Annotated in this window: 16 protein-coding genes; 7 read left to right on the top strand and 9 right to left on the bottom strand. The window is 41.5% G+C overall.

The features are described from left to right. The first annotated feature begins 35 nt into the window (after positions 1–35). On the top strand, positions 36–1,457 hold the full coding sequence (locus RM552_RS07130) for an amidohydrolase (RefSeq protein WP_432277201.1): 1,422 nt from the start codon (positions 36–38) through the stop codon (positions 1,455–1,457). Continuing rightward, positions 1,454–2,764, top strand: coding sequence for an amidohydrolase family protein (locus RM552_RS07125; protein ID WP_311368077.1), 1,311 nt, complete (start codon positions 1,454–1,456; stop codon positions 2,762–2,764). Before RM552_RS07130 ends, RM552_RS07125 begins: the two co-directional genes overlap by 4 nt. A gap of 320 nt (positions 2,765–3,084) precedes the next feature. Here the strand turns inward: RM552_RS07125 and RM552_RS07120 are convergent, their stop codons facing one another. Next, positions 3,085–4,242, bottom strand: a complete 1,158-nt coding sequence (locus RM552_RS07120) for a hypothetical protein (protein ID WP_311368076.1) — start codon at positions 4,240–4,242, stop codon at positions 3,085–3,087. Between the two features lie 138 nt (positions 4,243–4,380). On the opposite strand from RM552_RS07120, the gene RM552_RS07115 reads away from it, so the two are divergent. Further along, positions 4,381–4,713, top strand: a complete 333-nt coding sequence (locus RM552_RS07115) for a hypothetical protein (protein WP_311368075.1) — start codon at positions 4,381–4,383, stop codon at positions 4,711–4,713. A gap of 419 nt (positions 4,714–5,132) precedes the next feature. Here the strand turns inward: RM552_RS07115 and RM552_RS07110 are convergent, their stop codons facing one another. After that, complete coding sequence (locus RM552_RS07110) at positions 5,133–5,777, bottom strand: arylesterase (RefSeq protein WP_432277200.1); 645 nt, start codon at positions 5,775–5,777, stop codon at positions 5,133–5,135. An 85-nt stretch (positions 5,778–5,862) separates the two neighbouring features. On the opposite strand from RM552_RS07110, the gene RM552_RS07105 reads away from it, so the two are divergent. Continuing rightward, positions 5,863–6,555: an ABC transporter ATP-binding protein gene (locus tag RM552_RS07105; protein WP_311368074.1), complete on the top strand. Its 693-nt coding sequence runs from the start codon at positions 5,863–5,865 to the stop codon at positions 6,553–6,555. A gap of 3 nt (positions 6,556–6,558) precedes the next feature. Then, positions 6,559–9,072 (top strand): ABC transporter permease, encoded by a 2,514-nt coding sequence (locus RM552_RS07100; RefSeq protein WP_311368073.1) that lies wholly within the window; start codon positions 6,559–6,561, stop codon positions 9,070–9,072. A 59-nt stretch (positions 9,073–9,131) separates the two neighbouring features. Here RM552_RS07100 and RM552_RS07095 read toward each other — a convergent pair whose 3' ends face one another. Both RM552_RS07095 and folX read right to left on the bottom strand, forming a co-directional pair. Next, a complete protein-coding gene (locus RM552_RS07095; RefSeq protein ID WP_311368072.1) occupies positions 9,132–10,019 on the bottom strand; it encodes a TIGR01777 family oxidoreductase in 888 nt (295 codons plus the stop codon). Between the two features lies 1 nt (position 10,020). Further along, complete coding sequence (gene folX / locus RM552_RS07090) at positions 10,021–10,389, bottom strand: dihydroneopterin triphosphate 2'-epimerase (protein ID WP_311368071.1); 369 nt, start codon at positions 10,387–10,389, stop codon at positions 10,021–10,023. Between the two features lie 125 nt (positions 10,390–10,514). Here folX and RM552_RS07085 point away from each other — a divergent pair, with 125 nt between their 5' ends. Continuing rightward, complete coding sequence (locus RM552_RS07085; RefSeq protein ID WP_311368070.1) at positions 10,515–11,573, top strand: AI-2E family transporter; 1,059 nt, start codon at positions 10,515–10,517, stop codon at positions 11,571–11,573. Between the two features lie 30 nt (positions 11,574–11,603). Continuing rightward, a complete protein-coding gene (locus RM552_RS07080; protein ID WP_311368069.1) occupies positions 11,604–12,593 on the top strand; it encodes a GGDEF domain-containing protein in 990 nt (329 codons plus the stop codon). Positions 12,594–12,610: 17 nt separating this feature from the next. Here the strand turns inward: RM552_RS07080 and RM552_RS07075 are convergent, their stop codons facing one another. From RM552_RS07075 to trpD, 5 genes are read right to left on the bottom strand one after another with little or no spacing between them, the layout of a single operon-like run. Beyond that, the gene (locus RM552_RS07075; protein WP_311368068.1) at positions 12,611–12,910 is read right to left on the bottom strand and encodes a YciI family protein; all 300 of its coding nucleotides are present in this window, start codon (positions 12,908–12,910) and stop codon (positions 12,611–12,613) included. A 15-nt stretch (positions 12,911–12,925) separates the two neighbouring features. Further along, positions 12,926–13,750 (bottom strand): tryptophan synthase subunit alpha, encoded by an 825-nt coding sequence (trpA, locus tag RM552_RS07070; RefSeq protein ID WP_311368067.1) that lies wholly within the window; start codon positions 13,748–13,750, stop codon positions 12,926–12,928. Continuing rightward, on the bottom strand, positions 13,750–14,931 hold the full coding sequence (gene trpB / locus RM552_RS07065) for a tryptophan synthase subunit beta (RefSeq protein WP_311368066.1): 1,182 nt from the start codon (positions 14,929–14,931) through the stop codon (positions 13,750–13,752). The genes trpA and trpB overlap by 1 nt, the downstream gene beginning before the upstream one ends. Before the next feature lie 56 nt (positions 14,932–14,987). After that, positions 14,988–16,421 carry a bifunctional indole-3-glycerol-phosphate synthase TrpC/phosphoribosylanthranilate isomerase TrpF gene (trpCF, locus tag RM552_RS07060; RefSeq protein WP_311368065.1) on the bottom strand — a complete coding sequence of 478 codons (1,434 nt, stop codon included), beginning with the start codon at positions 16,419–16,421 and terminating at the stop codon, positions 14,988–14,990. Continuing rightward, entirely contained in the window at positions 16,421–17,434 is a 1,014-nt protein-coding gene (gene trpD, locus RM552_RS07055; protein ID WP_311368064.1) for an anthranilate phosphoribosyltransferase, read from the bottom strand. The genes trpCF and trpD overlap by 1 nt, the downstream gene beginning before the upstream one ends. Positions 17,435–17,466 lie beyond the last annotated feature (32 nt).

Here is a 17,466-nt window from a genome sequence, read left to right as displayed (position 1 = left end):
TAAACCTTAAGGAAAGGCCCGTGATAAACCAAACCATTGGAAACAAAAGCAGAGTTGTGCTTTTGATTGCTTTTTTGCCATTGCTTGTGCTCTCTGCATGCAGTAATGACAAGCCAGAACAAAAAGAAGATGTGCAAAAAGTAGATTTGTCACAGTTCAAAAATCCATTCCCAAGTACTTACCAAGTTATTGACTCAGCTCCCGTCGTTATTACTAATGTCACTATTTTAGATGGTTTAGGAAACAAAATTGAAGAGGGAGCCATTTTACTGAGTGACGGGAAAATACAAAGCATAGGGGATAGCGTGAGTGCGCCTAGCGATGCTATTGAGATTGATGGCACTGGAAAGTGGCTAACACCTGGTATTATCGACAATCACTCACATTTAGGCGTGTATCCATCGCCAGATACCGACTCACATTCTGACGGCAATGAAGTCACGGGCCCTGTAACGGCTGAAGTGTGGGCCGAACACTCCATATGGCCGCAAGACCCAGGATTTCAGCGTGCACTTTCGGGAGGGGTTACTAGCTTACAAATATTACCGGGCTCAGCTAATTTGTTTGGTGGTCGCAGCATTGTGGTAAAAAACTTACCTAACAGAACCATGCAGGATATGAAGTTTCCTGATGCGCCTTATGGTATAAAAATGGCGTGTGGTGAAAACCCCAAACGTGTTTATGGCAGAAGAGGTGGGCCAATGACGCGTATGGCTAACGTTGCAGGTTATCGAAAAGCTTGGATAGATGCGCAAGAGTATCAAAAGAAATGGCAGAGCTATTCAGACGATGCTGATGCTGGTAAAGATACAAAAGCCCCAAAACGTGATTTACGCCTTGAGACCCTAGCTGGCGTTTTAGAGGGTGAGATTTTAGTGCATATGCATTGTTATCGAGCCGACGAAATGGTCGTGATGATGGACGTAATGAAGGAGTTTAACTACCAAATTGGTACATTTCATCACGCTGTAGAAGCTTACAAAATTTCTGATAAATTAGCTGGAAATAATGTGTGTTCTGCCATGTGGGCTGATTGGTGGGGCTTTAAAATGGAAGCTTATGACGGCATTCGCGAAAATGTACCCATGGTTCATAATGCAGGTGCATGTGCCATTGTGCATTCAGACAGCGACATTGGCATTCAAAGACTCAATCAAGAAGCGGCAAAAGCTTGGTCAGACGGACAACGAGCGGGCATAGATATTAGCCAAGCAGAAGCATGGCGATGGCTGTCTGCAAACCCCGCTAAAAGTTTGGGTATCTTTGATCAAACAGGTTCTTTAGAGATCGGCAAAAACGCAGATGTCGTGCTGTGGTCAGCGGATCCATTTTCAACTTATTCGCAAGCCGAAAAAGTATTTATTGATGGTGCGATGGTGTTTGATCGCTCGCAACCTGAGAGTTGGCCAGTGAGTGATTTTGAAGTTGGGCAGATAGCATCAGGAGACGCCAAATGAAATTATTAAATAAAAAAGTGACGTTTTTGCTGTGTTCAATAATCACGATATTTAGTGTTGGGCAAGCGCAAGCTGAGAAAATTGCGATTACAGGTGCACAAGTTCATACCATGTCTAAATTAGGCATTTTGGATAATGCAACTGTGTTAATTGAAGATGGTAAAATTGTACAAGTACTAGACACCAACAGCGTGCCTAGCGGTTATGTCGAAATTAATGCCAGTGGCAAAGTAATTACGCCGGGCTTTATTGGCGCTCATACTAGTTTGGGCATGGTCGAAGTTAGCAGTTCAGCAGGGGTGGTGGATTCGCGCGTGGATGCTGAAAGCCTTATGCCTGATTTATCAACTGTAGGCGCTGCTTACGATGCGCAATATGCAATCAATCCAGATTCTACTTTAATCGCTATAACACGCTTAGAAGGCTTTACAAGCGCCGTAACCGGCATTAGTCGCACGGGTCAACTCTTTAATGGAAAAGGGGCGGTGATTAGTTTAGATAATGTTGATTCGTTTGACTTACTCTTCAAAGCTGGTGCCTATGTGCATACCGACGTGGGGCATGGTGGAGCCGATCGCAATGGAGAGTCCAGAGCAGCGCTTTGGGTCGCTTTAAACAAAAGCTTAGATGAAGCAAGCTTTGCTAGCGGTTACGACATGAGTCCAAGTGAAGATTGGGAAGGCATGATTACTCGAGCCGATGCAAAGGTATTGATAAGCGTAGTTAAAGGTGACATACCCCTAGCAATTACTGCCAACAGAGCAAGCGATATTTTACAGGTTATTGCGCTTAAAAAACGGTTTGCTAATGTAAATATTATTTTGTTGGGAGCAAGTGACGCATGGCGTGTTGCCGATCAAATCGCGCAAGCCGGTATTCCGGTTATTTTAGATCCTGAGTACAATCTGCCAGGAGGCTTTGACCAGTTAGCCTCAACCATGAGTAATGCAGGGCGCTTGCATGCAGCTGGCGTTTTAGTTGCGATTGGAATGGACACGCATAATATCCGCTTAGCGCCTCAGCATGCAGGTAATGCTGTGGCAAATGGTTTGCCCCACAGTGCTGCCATTGCTGCGCTTACCATTAATGTGGCAAAAATATTTGGGTTTGACAATCAATTAGGAAGCCTAGAAACGGGCAAACAAGCGGACTTGGTGATTTGGTCAGGCGACCCGCTTGAAGTCACCCAAGCCGCTGAACAAGTCTTTATTGCTGGCAAAGCCATGCCAATGGAGTCAAGACAAACCAAACTGCGTGACCGTTATTTAAATCGTGATACAAGCAAACCGGTTGCTTACAGCAAATAAACGATAAGCAGCCTTAGGCTTGGTGCATAGATGGCGGGTCATCTATGCACCATTCTCGTCATCGCATCATCATAACCGTCATTGCTGCTAAAGCATAATGCTGTTCGATTAAAGGTTTTACCTCAACAGTCATCTCAGCGGAAGCTGAGATCTCCTTGAACATCCTCTATTTATGGGATGCAAAAGGTCGTAATAAGCAGATTCCTGCCTCCGCAGGAAAGACGATTCGCTTAACCGAACAGAATTATGTGAAAGCAGCAACCTCATCAAACACCATCGTCATTGCTGCGAAAGCAGTAATCTCCTAAAACAGCCAATTACTAGTCACTACAATCCACAAAGTGTTCTGATGCTCGAAATCGCATAACTTCGGCTTCTAGCGATTTTCTTGCGCCATGCTCACCAAGTATCCCCATATTCGCAATGTAGTTGCGCAGTAACTTTTCATACTGGAATATTGTTTCCAAAGTGTTATTTTTCACCTGCCATTCATTCGACAAGTATTTGGGTTGCAGCGCATTTTTGCGTTGGACAGCTAGTGCGGCAGAGTCTATGTCGCCTTGTGCCTCATAAACAATTTGTTGATGAGCCAGTCCTATCGCCTTTTCTATTGAGTCGCTAGAATTTTGCTCCATTAGAATACTTATGTCTAAACATCCTTGTGCATATTTTTCTTGGTGCAGATTATCTTTACACCAGTGAGTAGTTTCGCCAAGAGGAAGCGCTTTTGCGAAGTAATAACCCAGCCCACTCATCACATTGCTGTTGTAATTGCCAACACCGGAAGTTTCCAAAGCTTGCGCGTAAGTACTTATAAAAAGTTTAAAGAAAGAGCTTACGTATTTGCTCTGTTTTGCTTGTTCTATTGCTTCAAAGACAAGTTTATCTTGCTCAGTGTTTATAAAATATCTAATCGCTTGTAACCATATTTCAGCATCGTCATTGTGTTGAGAAGTAATCTTTTTAACCAGTTCATTGTTACAGCGCTCATAATTTGAGTGAATTGTGCATGTTCGCAATGTTTCTATGGCTACTAGTGGATTTTCAATTTGTTCTAAATCTAATAAAGCGTTTAGCTTATGCACATGTTCTTTGTCTAATGCTGATTCGTCGTCAGGTATTATGTCGCTAAAAAGAACAAAGGCCAAACGTTCATCTTCGAGCGATGAGTGACGTAAGCTTTGAAGATAAGCGGCACGTTGTTCAAAAAGTTTTGCTTCTGCTTCTGAGTTATAAGTAAAGCATTCACCATAATTGAAGGCTTGCGACGATGCTGTTAATTCTGTTTGTTCACTTGTAAAAGAACCTTTTTCTGTCACATCTTGAACATACATATCACTTTTAGCGGTGTTGAATATAGCTCTTTCGTGGATGATAGGACTGTTATCGGAAACTTCGCTTGTGTAAGTGTGAACAGGGAATCCGAGGTAATACACAATACCCAATAAAGTAATAAAAAATAAAACTGTAGTTGTCATTTTCATGTGTTGATAATCGGAAATCAAATATAGAACTACTCTAATGTTATTTAATATCGGCATATTCATATATTGCTAGATATATAACGAATTACCGAGTTGAAATTAATATTGCTTCTTTCATTTTGCTGCGTCATTATGAACGCAAAGTCCCAACAGAATTTGGGGTTTTATATTCGGCGTTTAAAAGAAGAATATGAACAAACCACCACATATTATAATAACGCTTGGTTACATCACATTACTCATCACCCAAGTGTGCGTGCAAATTTTGTTGGGTCTGATCAAGCTAATTGGTCGTTTAGTTTAGCAAAACCATTTAGTGAGGTATGCCAAGACAACACATTTAGAAATCGATTCATCAATACAATTGGCTTCTTGGGAGCAATAGAACAGCGCTTGCAGAAATTAAATATCGATTTTAAAAAATTTCAGGATGACTTGAAAAACGAAATTATTAAAAATCAGTAAGATCTCCTGAGTGGACGGTAGAGATTATTATCTTTGCTTAATGCTGTTCGATTAAGCGAATCGTCTTTCCTGCGCAGGCAGGAATCTGCTTATTACGACCTTTTGCATCCCATATAGATAGAGAATGTTTAAGGAGATCTCAGCTTCCGCTGAGATGACTGTTGAGGTAAAACTTTTAAAACGAACAGCATTACGCTAAGGCGAGTATTTTCTCAAGAAGCATAGTAAAGTGGAGCAATACTCTGATTTTCTGAGACTATTTTGGAGGTTACCGCTTTCGCGGTAATGACAAGAGGGGGCGTAATGACAAGAGGGGGCGCAGTAACAGGAAAGGGTCGTAATGACAAGAGGGGCGCGGTAATAAGTGCCTTGTATTGTCGTCTTCGCGGACGTGAAGATCTCGGCCTACGTCCTCTGTTTTAATCTGTTAGCAAGCGGGCATCTACTGCACTAGCCAGTTTGTCAGCTAGAAATTCAACAATCATAGGTTGTGCTTCTTTTGTGGGGTGTATGCCATCCCGTTGCATTAGGCCAGGTGTTAAGGCGATTTCTTGAAGAAAGAAGGGAATTAACGGAATGTCTTTTTCTTCGGCTATTTCATGAAAAATAGAGGTAAATGCTTTAGTGTATCGAGCGCCGTAATTTGTCGGTATCTGCATTTCTTGAATAATTACTTTGATGTTGCTGTTTTCAGCCGTTTCAACCATGTTCATTAAATTTTGTTTAATTTTGCGAGGGTTATGGCCTTGTAAAGCGTTATTTCCCCCCAATTCTATATACAGATGAGTAGGTTGGTGTAATTCAATCAGTCTTGGTAGTCTGGCAAGGCCTCCGTCAGTGGTATCTCCACTAATGGCGGCGTTTACGACTTTAATGGGTAATGATTGCGCTTGCCATTTTTCGGCAAGTAAGTATACCCATCCTTGCTCTGCGGTAAGTCCATACGCGGCGCTTAAGCTGTCACCAAGCACTAATAATTTGTATTCACTTGTTACATTTTCAGCCGATACACTCTGATCTGAATGCACTAAAGTTGCGAATAAAAGACTAATCGAAATTACCAACAATTTAGCCAAGCTATTAACGCCCACAAGCGTGGTTGATAGCCGTAAGGATGAAATATTTATCACTATGAGCAAAGCCTCTCTGATGATTGAAACAAAAAGTGTTATTAAAAAAGTCAGTACGAACGAAGGTGAGTTACAGATCCTTCACCCAATTAGCTTCGAAGTCAAGCCCGGTGAAAGTGTTGCCGTTGTTGGCGCTTCTGGTTCAGGCAAATCAACCCTGTTGGGCTTGCTTGCTGGTTTAGACGAAGTGAGTAGCGGGCACATCTTTTTAGACGGTGAGCCTTTGCACACCATGGACGAAGAAGCCCGGGCTCGTTTGCGCGGCGAAAAAGTTGGATTTATCTTTCAAAGTTTTATGCTAGTACAAAGTCTTACAGCCCTTGAAAACATTATGTTACCTGCTGAGATAGCAGGTTTAAAAGATGCAAAAAAACGAGCACAAAAAATCATTGAACAAGTCGGCCTAGATCACCGCGCTCATCATTTTCCAAATCAGTTGTCGGGTGGTGAACAACAGCGCGTAGCGATAGCAAGAGCGTTTATTACTCAACCTAAAATATTATTTGCTGATGAACCGACAGGCAACTTAGATTCTGCTAACTCAGAAAAGGTCGAAGACTTATTATTTGCACTTAACAAAGATTCTGATACCACCTTAGTGTTGGTAACCCACGACAGTAAATTGGCCGACAAATGCGACCGACAGTTAACCATGAATGCAGGTGAATTGACCGAGCATGGTGCGCAACTTAAAGTTGTATCAGGAGAGTAATACATGATTGCTTTCGATTTAGCTTGGCGCTTATTTAAACACGAAGCGCGTCGTGGTGAGCTCACCATTATTTTATTGGCGATTGTGTTGTCAGTAGCGTCGGTCTTGTCTTTGTCGTTGTTCTCAGAACGCTTACAGAGCGCTTTGACCGATCGCAGTGCTGAGTTTATAGCAGCAGACAGCCAACTTCGCTCTCGTAAGGCGGTTGATCCAGAATGGATAACTGAAGCCGCCAACAGAAATTTAGCAACTGCTTTCCAATTATCCACTCGCTCAATGGTGTTTGCTGGTGATGAGTTAGCACTTTCAGATGTTCGAGCAGTCGACAACGCATATCCCTTAAAAGGGAGCGTTAAAATATCGGATATCCCCTTTGGTGAAGGTATTGTTGCTGATAAAGGCGTTGAAAGAGGAGAAGTGTGGGTAGATTCTCGCTTATTGCAAATGTTGCAAGTGGGTGTAGGCGATAAAGTTGAGGTGGGTGACGCTGAATTCGTCGTCGCCAATATATTAAGCGAAATACCCGACGCCGGCTTTAGTGTATTCAATACCGATCCCATTTTGCTCATGCACGCTGACGATATACCTTCTACCAACATTACGGGGCCGGGAAGTCGATTAAGCTATAAATATTATTTCACAGGTGATACTGGTGAACTAGACGATTATTATGATTGGTTGCGTCCGCAGATGAATAGAGAATTACATCGCTGGACCAGCATAAAAGATGATGATTCACCTATAGGAAACTCCATCGCCAGAGCTGAAGAGTTCTTTTTGCTTGCTAGTTTGCTCGCCATTGTTCTAGCCGCTGTATCCATTGCCGTCGCGGCTCAGCGGTTTAGTCAACGTCATTTTGATCCAGTAGCAATAATGAAAACATTGGGTGCGGGTAAAGCAATGGTGCGCAAAATATATCTAGTGCAAATTTGTTTTATTACTATTTTGGGAATTGTTGTAGGTAGCGTAATTGGTTACATCATCCAACAGGCTGTTGCGGTGGCACTGCAAGATACTGTCGAAGTGGCGCTTAACACTTGGTATTGGCGCCCCTTAGGCATTGCCGTTTTCACCGGTGTGACTTGCGCTTTATTGTTTTCTATTTATCCCTTACTTCAGTTATTTTCTGTTCCACCTTTGAGAGTGCTTCGGAAAGACATCAGCACAACCATGTCGTCGCGGGCTTTACAGTTTTTATTTTCCGGGGGCGCTGTATTTTTGCTGATGTGGGTGTATAGCGGCAATCTAAAAATAAGTGGTATTTTGTTTGTTTCTGGCATCGTATTAGTGCTGAGTTTACTCGCCATGACCCATGTTTTAATTTGGGTCGGACGTAAACTTGGTAGCGGTAGCATGGGCGCTTGGACATTGGCGTGGGCACGCATCAGACGCAGAGCTATGGGCAATTCTGTACAGCTCATCAGTTTTGCTATTACTATTATGTTATTGCTGATTGTGTTGGTTATGCGCAACGACATGGTGAAACAATGGCGAGACCAATTACCTGAAGGCACACCCAATTATTTCTTATCAAATGTGACCGAGGCTCAAAAAGACGGTTTAAGATCGCATTTTGATGCAAACAATGTTGAATATGAAAAATTCTATCCCGTTGCCCGTGGGCGTTTTGTTGCTATTAATGATGAACAAATACGCACAGAAGTTACCAAGGAGGGCGAAGAACGCTCCCAAGAAGGTCGTCAAGGCTTAGGGCGCGAAGCGAATCTAAGTTGGGGCACACAACTCCAGTCGGGTAATACTGTGGTTGAGGGTGAATGGCATGACAATTGGCAAGAAGGGGAGCCAGTGCCTTTGTCGCTTGAAAAAGAGATTGCTGGTCGATTAGGGATTAAAATGGGCGATGAGCTTACCTTTAATGTGGGCAGTGAAGTGATTACTGCAAATGTTACCAGTATAAGGGAAGTGAATTGGCAAACCTTACAGCCTAATTTCTTTTTTGTGTTGCATCCCAAAGCGATGGAGAATTTCAGTGCAACATACATCACTAGCTTCCATTTAGACGAAAACAGAAAAAATGAAATTGCTGGGCTGATGGCACCTTATGCCAGCGTAACCTTGTTTGACGTAGATGCGCGAATAAATCAACTACGAGAAATAATTGAACAAGTGTCTATGGCGGTCGAATTCATTTTAGTACTCGTTTTGATAGCGGGGTCTTTAGTATTAATTGCTCAGGTACAAGCAAGTATGGATGAACGCTTGCAAGAGTTGGCGATACTAAGAACTTTAGGATTAAAAGGCCTTAGTATTCGCTTTAGTGTTATTAATGAGTTTATTATTATTGGTGCAGTGGCCGGCTTTATGGCCGCGGTTGCAAATGAATTTAGTCTATATTTATTGCAAACCAACATTTTCCAGATGGCGTTTAGTTTGCATTTGGAGTATTGGGCGATTGCACCAACTATTGGTGCAGTTGTTGTAGGTTTGTTAGGAGCAGTAGCTTGTTGGAGACTGTTGTCACTGAATACCGCTCACTTATTACGTAAAATGGTATAAGCTTGTAAAACAGTTTTTTACGAGTAACAGCAGGAAGCCCTAAATGGGCCTTTCTGCTCTTATATATCTAGTCCATCTAGTGCTTCAACTAAGCTTGGGTAGCTGAAGCTAAACCCTGCATTTATGAGCCGCTCTGGTATCACTTTTTGCCCAAACAACACTAATTCAGAAGATTCACCCATTAAATTCTTCAGAATAAACGACGGGACCTTAAAAAAACATGGTCGTCCAAGTCGTTTTGCCAATTTAATAGAGAAAAATGCGTTAGTGTTAGGGTTTGGCGCAGTTAAATTAAAAGGTCCGACACAAGATTCATGGTCAAGCAAAAAGCATATGCCTTTTATCATGTCTTCAATATGGATCCACGACATATATTGTTTGCCATCAGCAATAGGTCCGCCAAGGCCCAACCTAAATGGCATTAACATCTTAGCTAAGGCACCACCTTCATCACTAAGCACAATGCCTGTGCGCAGTATACAAACTCGCGTATTAGCCTTTGTCGCAATTTGTTCCCACTTATGACAAACTTCACGACTAAATTCTTCATGGAAATCTTCAAAGTCCTCGTTTACTACTGTATCTCCTTGTCGACCATATATGCCAATGGCACTGCCGCTAATAAAAACTTTGGGTTTTTCGGCCGAACAATTGATTAAGTCGACTAAGCGATTGGTTATATCCCATCGCGAGTCACATATTTTCGTTTTTTGCTGCGCGCTCCAACGTTTGTCGGCAATAGGCTCACCAGCTAAGTTAATAATTGCATCATAATCATCAACGCTCTCTAGTTCGCTCAGTAAAATGGCATTTATCTCTTTACCAAGTAGCCGCTGAGCCCTTTTAGGGTCGCGACTAATGGTAGTAATTTCATAACTTGTTTTTAATTTTTTGACCAAATGACTACCAATAAGCCCGGTTGCGCCAGTTAATAGTAGTTTTTTCATTTTAGTCACCCTTAGTGCAGGATAAGGCTAATGATACTGAATCTGAAAAACGCAGGGCATGTGGTTTGTCAACTTCTGCTTCGGCAAAGGTAACCCATGGGTGTTCGGCCGCTATTGCTAAAATGTCAGCAGTTAATTTTTCGAGGAGTGAAAAACGATTATCTTCTACTAGACGTATGATTGCCTTCGTTATTGTTTTATAGTTAAGCGCATCTTGCATTTGGTCGCTATCAGTGGCTTTTTTAGCGTCATATTGAATAAAAATATTGATCACAACATCTTGCTGATTTTTAATTTCATCTTCGTTAATGCCAATGTAAGTGCGTAAACGTAAGTTTTTAATGCGAATAGTAGCCAGATTGAGATTCATATAAATAGCTTGTCCTTGTTGAAGTAGTCATAATGTTGATGCAACATTGTGAAAGTATAATTAGAAACAGTATAAACGTGACACAATAAAAAATGACCAATAAAGTCATCATCAAAGGGTAAACCATGGAATTGAAATCACCAGTTTTAAAAGCTTTTCTCATTATGGCGAGTATTGTTATCGTTTTTGCAGGTATTAAAGCAGCAAGTATCATATTGGTGCCTTTTTTATTATCTGCTTTTATCGCGATAGCCGTTAGTCCTATTATTAACTGGTCTAGCCAATATAGAATTCCAAGATGGTTATCAGTCACCTTAGTAATACTGTTTATAGTGGTAATTGGATTTATGTTGGCAGGCTTGATTACGCAATCTTTGTCTGAATTTAGGCAAAATATGCCTGTTTATCAACAACAACTGTCGGGTGAATTTGCTTGGATAGTTGAAAAACTCGCGGTTTTTAATATTCATATCGATCAGAGTTTTTTATTTTCTTATTTTGACCCAGCAATGGCTATGACCATGGCAACTAATTTTATTACGGGCATGGGCTCAGTGTTGTCAAACGTCTTTCTTATTTTACTTACAGTTATTTTTATGTTGTTTGAAGCAGAATCTATGCCCAGAAGAGTGCACGTGGCAATGGCCGACCCTGATATGAATTTACCGCATATTGACAGATTCTTGCAGTCAGTTAATCAATATTTAGTAATCAAAATGATGGTCAGTTTAGGCACTGGATTGCTTATAGGTGTGTGGTTGTATGTTTTAGGCGTAGATCACTTTATGTTATGGGCCGTACTATCATTTATGTTGAATTTTATTCCTAACATCGGCTCAATTATTGCTGCATTGCCAGCGGTATTAATGGCCTTTGTGGAGTTTGGTTTAGTTAAAGCAGGTTTAGCAGGATTAGGATTTATTGTCGTAAACACCGTGATGGGAAATATGATTGAGCCACGTTTTATGGGAAAAGGTCTCGGTCTATCTACCCTTGTTGTATTTTTATCGTTGATTTTTTGGGGTTGGTTACTCGGTACAGTAGGCATGCTTTTATCGGTGCCATTGACGATGGTGGTTAAAATTGCCTTAGAATCTCGAGAAAGTACAAAATGGTTAGCAATTTTACTGTCGGGTGATGGTGATCAAAGTATTGATGACAAACAAATCGAGCAACAATATTAGTAAGTTTCAAGTATTTTTACTTAAGAGTTTATGTATAAACACCTTATATTCGACAAAGTTAAGCGACAACCACTGGTTTATCGCTTAACCATTTTCATTGCACTGTTTATAGCATTGCCATGTATTCCAACGACTTTTATTCGTATAGGACAACAAAATTGGCTTTTAGCAAGTGTCGACGGAGCTATCGCTGTCTTTTGTTTTGCTGTTGCATATTGCGTTATGAAGCAAATTTGGCAAGAGCTAATGCCGTCTGCATTGAGCGCACTTATTGCTTTAGGTGTATTAGCGGTTGTTGTTTTTGGTGGCCAGGAACATTTGTTTTATATTTTTCCAGCTTGTATCGCATGGTATTTGTTAAGTAAACCAGCTATTGGTCTTAGCATAGCAATTGGCATTAATATCGCTATTTTGCCAATCATCCTCAACTACGACAAGGAATTCCTAATCGCTTTTTATGTAGCCATGTTGCCTTTTATTTTACTATTATTTTGTAGCTCAAAAACACTCCATTCTCATCATACTCGAATTAACAACTTAGCGACGATTGATTATTTGACACAAGCAGGCAATCGTCGTTTATTTCAGCAAGATTTGGATAATAATATTCGCAATAATGAAAGACACAATATACCTTGTTGCCTAATTTTGCTCGACATGGACCATTTCAAAGCACTCAATGATGAATATGGCCACAATATCGGCGACAAAGTATTAGTCAGCGTAGCTAAGTTAACCCAACAGCGGCTAAGAAGAAGCGACAGCTTATATCGATTAGGTGGTGAAGAATTTGCCATTATATTGAGTCATAGCAACTTAAAAGAAGCCGTTTTAGCTGCAAAGGACTTAAAGCGCTATATCGACGCCGAGCAAGACTCTTTCTTACCTGCTTTTACTGTGTCTTATGGTGTGTCTCAATATAGAAAAGAAGAAAGTGCAGAAGATTGGTTAATGAGAACTGACAAAGCCTTGTATGAGTCTAAAGAAATGGGGCGTGACCGAATTACAGTCACGCATTAACTTTCGCCAAGAATGAATTAGGGTAGCGCAACTTTATAAGGTTTAACGCTTACTTCTTTGTAAACACCAGCCTTCACATAGGGGTCATCATTGGCCCAATCTTGCGCCGCAACTACATTGTCAAACTCAGCAATTACTACAGACCCAGTAAAGCCAGCAGAGCCCGGCTCTTCAGAATCTATTGCAGGTGTTGGACCTGCAACTAATAATCGTCCTTCCTTGTTGAGTTGTTTTAATCGCTCAATATGGGCAGGCCTAGCGGCAAGGCGTTTTTCTAAGCTATTTTCAATATCTTGTGCATATACGACGTAATACATTTCAAATACCTTTATCTATTGTTGACTGGCAGCCTTCATATTCGCCACAAATGCACCTAGCTCTTTATGCAAAGCATCAATATTATTTAAATTTTTAGCAATAATGTTAACCGTTGCCGAGCCTGAAATAGCGCCAGCAGCACCTGCTTTGATAGCCGCATTAACTTGCTCAGGGGTAGAAATACCAAAGCCAATAAGTGGCGGAGCAACTTTATATTGGGCTAATTTAGCGACTAACTCGCTGGCAGGTAATTCAACCGCTGTTTCTGCACCCGTTACTCCTGCGCGTCCTAGTAAATAGGTATAACCACTCGACTTTTCGCCTATAAGCGAGAGTGTTTCATCCGACGCATTGGGTGGGGCAATTAAAATTTGTTCTATACTGTGTTGTTTGGCAATTTCAATAAACCGGTCGGCTTCGCGCAATGGAACGTCAGCTACCAATATCGAATCAACACCCGCCTGTTGAGCTCTGCTATAAAAATCATCTAAACCACGCGCAAGCAAAAGATTGCTATATAACAATAATCCGATAGGAAGATCACTGAATTGTTTACGAATTTCAGCAATAATTTCAAAGCAATTATGTGGGCGAATACCAGAGCCTAAAGCACGAATAGCGGCTTTTTGAATGGTGGGACCATCAGCAATAGGATCTGAATAAGGAATACCCAATTCTAGCGCATCAGCACCATTTTTAACTAAAGTATGAATAATATCGATAGACGTTTGAAAGTCGGGATCACCTAGCATTACAAAAGGAACAAATGCGCCTTGATTTTGCTGTTTTAAGCGTTCGAACATTGCAGCATAGCGGCCAGTAGAAGCTTGAGTAGTCATTACAAATTATCTCCTAAAATACTGGTCACATGGGCTAAATCTTTGTCGCCTCGTCCACTTAAGTTTAATACAATAATGGTTTCTTCTTCAGCAGCTTCGGCCATGTTCAGTGCATGGGCTAAAGCATGAGATGACTCTAGTGCTGGGATGATACCTTCTTTTTTGGCTAATAATTGAAACGCGTTTAAAGCTTCGGTATCGGTAATTGCATGATATTCAGCGCGGCCTGTTTCTGCCAAAAATGCATGTTGGGGACCAACAGCTGGGTAGTCGAGCCCAGCGCTGACTGAGTATGACTCTTCAATTTGCCCGTCTTGGTCTTGCATGATAAAGGTATATGCGCCATGCAAAATACCTTTTGTTCCTGTGCAAATGGTGGCGCCGTGCTCTTTTGTATGCACGCCTTTACCTGCAGGCTCCACACCAACTAGCCTCACAGAAGGTTCATCTATGAAATCAGCAAACATACCAATTGCATTGGAGCCACCGCCTACACAGGCGACTACGGCGTCTGGAAGTCGGCCTTCTTTTTCGAGTATTTGCGCTCTGGTTTCTTCACCAATCATGCGATGATATTCGCGTACAATGGTAGGAAAAGGGTGAGGGCCAGCGGCTGTGCCTAATAAATAATGCGAATTTTTATAATTTGCTGACCAGTCACGCATGGCCTCGTTTACCGCGTCTTTTAAGGTGCCCGACCCAGAGTCCACAGGTATTACTTCGGCACCCATTAAGCGCATTCTAAAAACATTTGGCGATTGTCGTTCGACGTCTTTAGCACCCATATATATTCTAGCTTTAAGACCTAAAAGAGCACATGCCAAAGCTGTGGCCACACCGTGTTGTCCGGCGCCAGTTTCTGCAATGACTTCGGTTTTGCCCATGCGCTTGGTTAATAAAGCCTGTCCTAATACTTGATTGGTTTTGTGCGCGCCACCATGCAACAAATCTTCGCGTTTAAGATACAGCTTCACTTTTGGATTTGTTACAATATTACGAGCGAGTGTCATGGCGGTTGGACGACCTGCATAGTCTTTCAAAAGACCCATGAACTCTGCTTGAAAGGCAGGATCTTTTTTGGCGTCCAAAAACGCTTGCTCTAGTTGGTCGAGCGCGGGTATCAATAGTTCGGGAACATACATACCGCCAAAATCACCAAACTTTGTATCTAATTTATTCATGTTTTTCTCTATTTCTAAAACTACTATTGATTACTAAATCGCTTTGCAAGTGAAAATCATGTCCTCAGCGTTGCAAACAAGTTAGTTAATTTCTGGGACGTTTTTATACCAGGATGACTTTCAACTCCCGAATTCACGTCAATTAAGCCTGCACCTATATGACTAGCATCTTTAACATTACTGATATCTATTCCGCCAGCAATAACAAGCTTTTGGATGTCAATTTGCTTTTTAGACAACTGTTTAATCAAACGCCAATTAAAACTCTGTCCAGTTCCGCCGATTTGATTACCAAGTTTACAATCAAGCAGAAGACGGTTGATTGTACCTTTTTCTAACAATGGCAAAATGGGATGTATGCTTGCTAAGATAACGTCTGCATTTAATGTATCTGCGCTAATTCCTTGGGCTTTCCAAAGCTCACAACGCTCGGGTAACAAAGGACTAAGGTTAGCAATATAGTCGGCATCTTCATTACCATGCAATTGCACAGCGCTGAGCTGTAATTTATGCGCATATTCAGCAACAATTTCCGGCGCATGGTCCACAAACACCCCTACAAAATTTGCCTTTTCTTTTACAATTTCTAAGGCCGATTCTAGGCTGATATAGCGTTTAGAGATGGGGGCGAATATTAATCCCAAATATGAAACAGGATACTTTGCAATTAAATTTGCTTGTTCACGACTCGTTACGCCACAAACTTTTACCGCACCATAAACTAGTTGAGATACAGCTATGTCTAAATCCTTTTGCTGCATTAAGGCACTTCCGACTAAAAAGCCATCCACCAGAGGGCCCAAGCGCTGAATATCGGCGTTGGTATATATACCTGATTCAGAGATGATTAGACCTTTATAAGTGTTTTTATCACGTATTTCAGTTACTAGTTTTTCTGTGGTGCTGAGATCTGTCGACAAATCGCGCAGGTTTCTATTATTGATGCCAATAATATTCGCATTTAAAGCTAAGGCGCGTTGCGTTTCTTCACTATTACTGACCTCAGTCAATACATCCATACCCAATGATTTTGCACACTCACTGAGCTCGACATAACTTTCATCATCTAGTACCGATAACATTAACAGCACAGCATTTGCGTTTAAGTGTCGAGCAAGGTGCACTTGATAAGTGTCGATAAAAAAGTCTTTATTTAAGGTAGGTTGTTTTACTTTTGCACTGACATAACGTAAATATTCATGTTTTCCTTGAAAGTATTTTTCGTCGGTTAATACCGAAAAACAAGCTGCTTCTTTTTCATAAGCACTGGTAATTTCGTCTAAATCAAAATGTTCACGAATCAGACCTTTGGAGGGCGAAGCCTTTTTACACTCAAATACATAACTTGTGCCAGGGGCCGCTAAGGCATCGTAAAATGAATTAGTGCTTGGAAGTAAACTATCAATAAACGTCGACAAGGGTTTATCTTGTTTAAGTTGTTCAAGCTCAATGCGCTTATCTGCCACAATCTTTTCTAATACGTTGGCCATCAACTCACTCCCTGACTTAAGGTTGCTGCCTTTGATATTGTGTCTAAAGGCATTGCCTTAGCTATTGCGTCTAGGATAATTGAAGTATGAGCCGCAAAACTTTTATCAGGTTGATGCAGCCATAAAAGCGCCGCAGCATTCATCGCTATTGCATTGACATGGGCACTGTCGCCTTTTCCGGCAAATACTTTTTGTATTGCTGCAACATTGAAACTAGGCTCACCGCCTTCAATTGCCGATAGGGGAGATTCTGCCAAACCAAAATCGGCTGGTGAAAAGTCAATTGAGGTGATTTTACCGCCGTGCACATAGCGCGCTTGACTAGGGCCATGTAAGGCAATTTCGTCTAAGCCAGAACCATGCACAACCAAAGCATTTTGGTGGCCCATTTGCAGTAAGGTATCAGCATAAACATCAAGCAGCTCAGGTGTGTATACACCATAAATTCCATGCGTTGGATTGGCTGGATTGGCTAAAGGCCCAAGCACATTAAAAATAGTTCTTGTTTTTAGTGTTGTTCTTATGGGCATAACGTATTTCATGCCAAGATGATAAGTGGGCGCAGCCAAAAAACATAAATTGGCGTCGTCTAAACACTGTCTAGCGGTTTTAGGTGACATATCTAGCTTCATGCCAAAGCCTGCAAATAAGTCTGACGAACCTGATTTACTAGAAACGCTTCGATTACCATGTTTTGCTACTTTAATACCGCAACTGGCGGCGACAACCGCTGCTGCACTCGATATATTGATAGTGTTATGACCATCTCCACCTGTTCCAACCAAATCACTAAAGGCATAATCAGGACGGTCAAAAGCTAAGGCATTCTCTCTCATTGCAGAGGCTGCGCCCGCAATTTCTTGACTGCTTTCGCCTTTCATTTTCAGCGCAACAAGAAGCGCGCTAAGAGATGTATTGTCTAGCTCGCCTTGCATGACTAAATTAAATAATTGATGGCTTTGTGCAAAAGTAAGCCCTTCATGCGCATATAATTGCTCTAACATTGAATGCATGGTTATTTTTACGACCTCACTTGTTTGCAGAT

The sequence above is a fragment of the Glaciecola petra genome, from assembly GCF_031846345.1.
In the GTDB taxonomy this organism is placed as follows: domain Bacteria; phylum Pseudomonadota; class Gammaproteobacteria; order Enterobacterales; family Alteromonadaceae; genus Glaciecola; species Glaciecola petra.
This window is presented reverse-complemented; position numbering and strand designations above follow the sequence as displayed.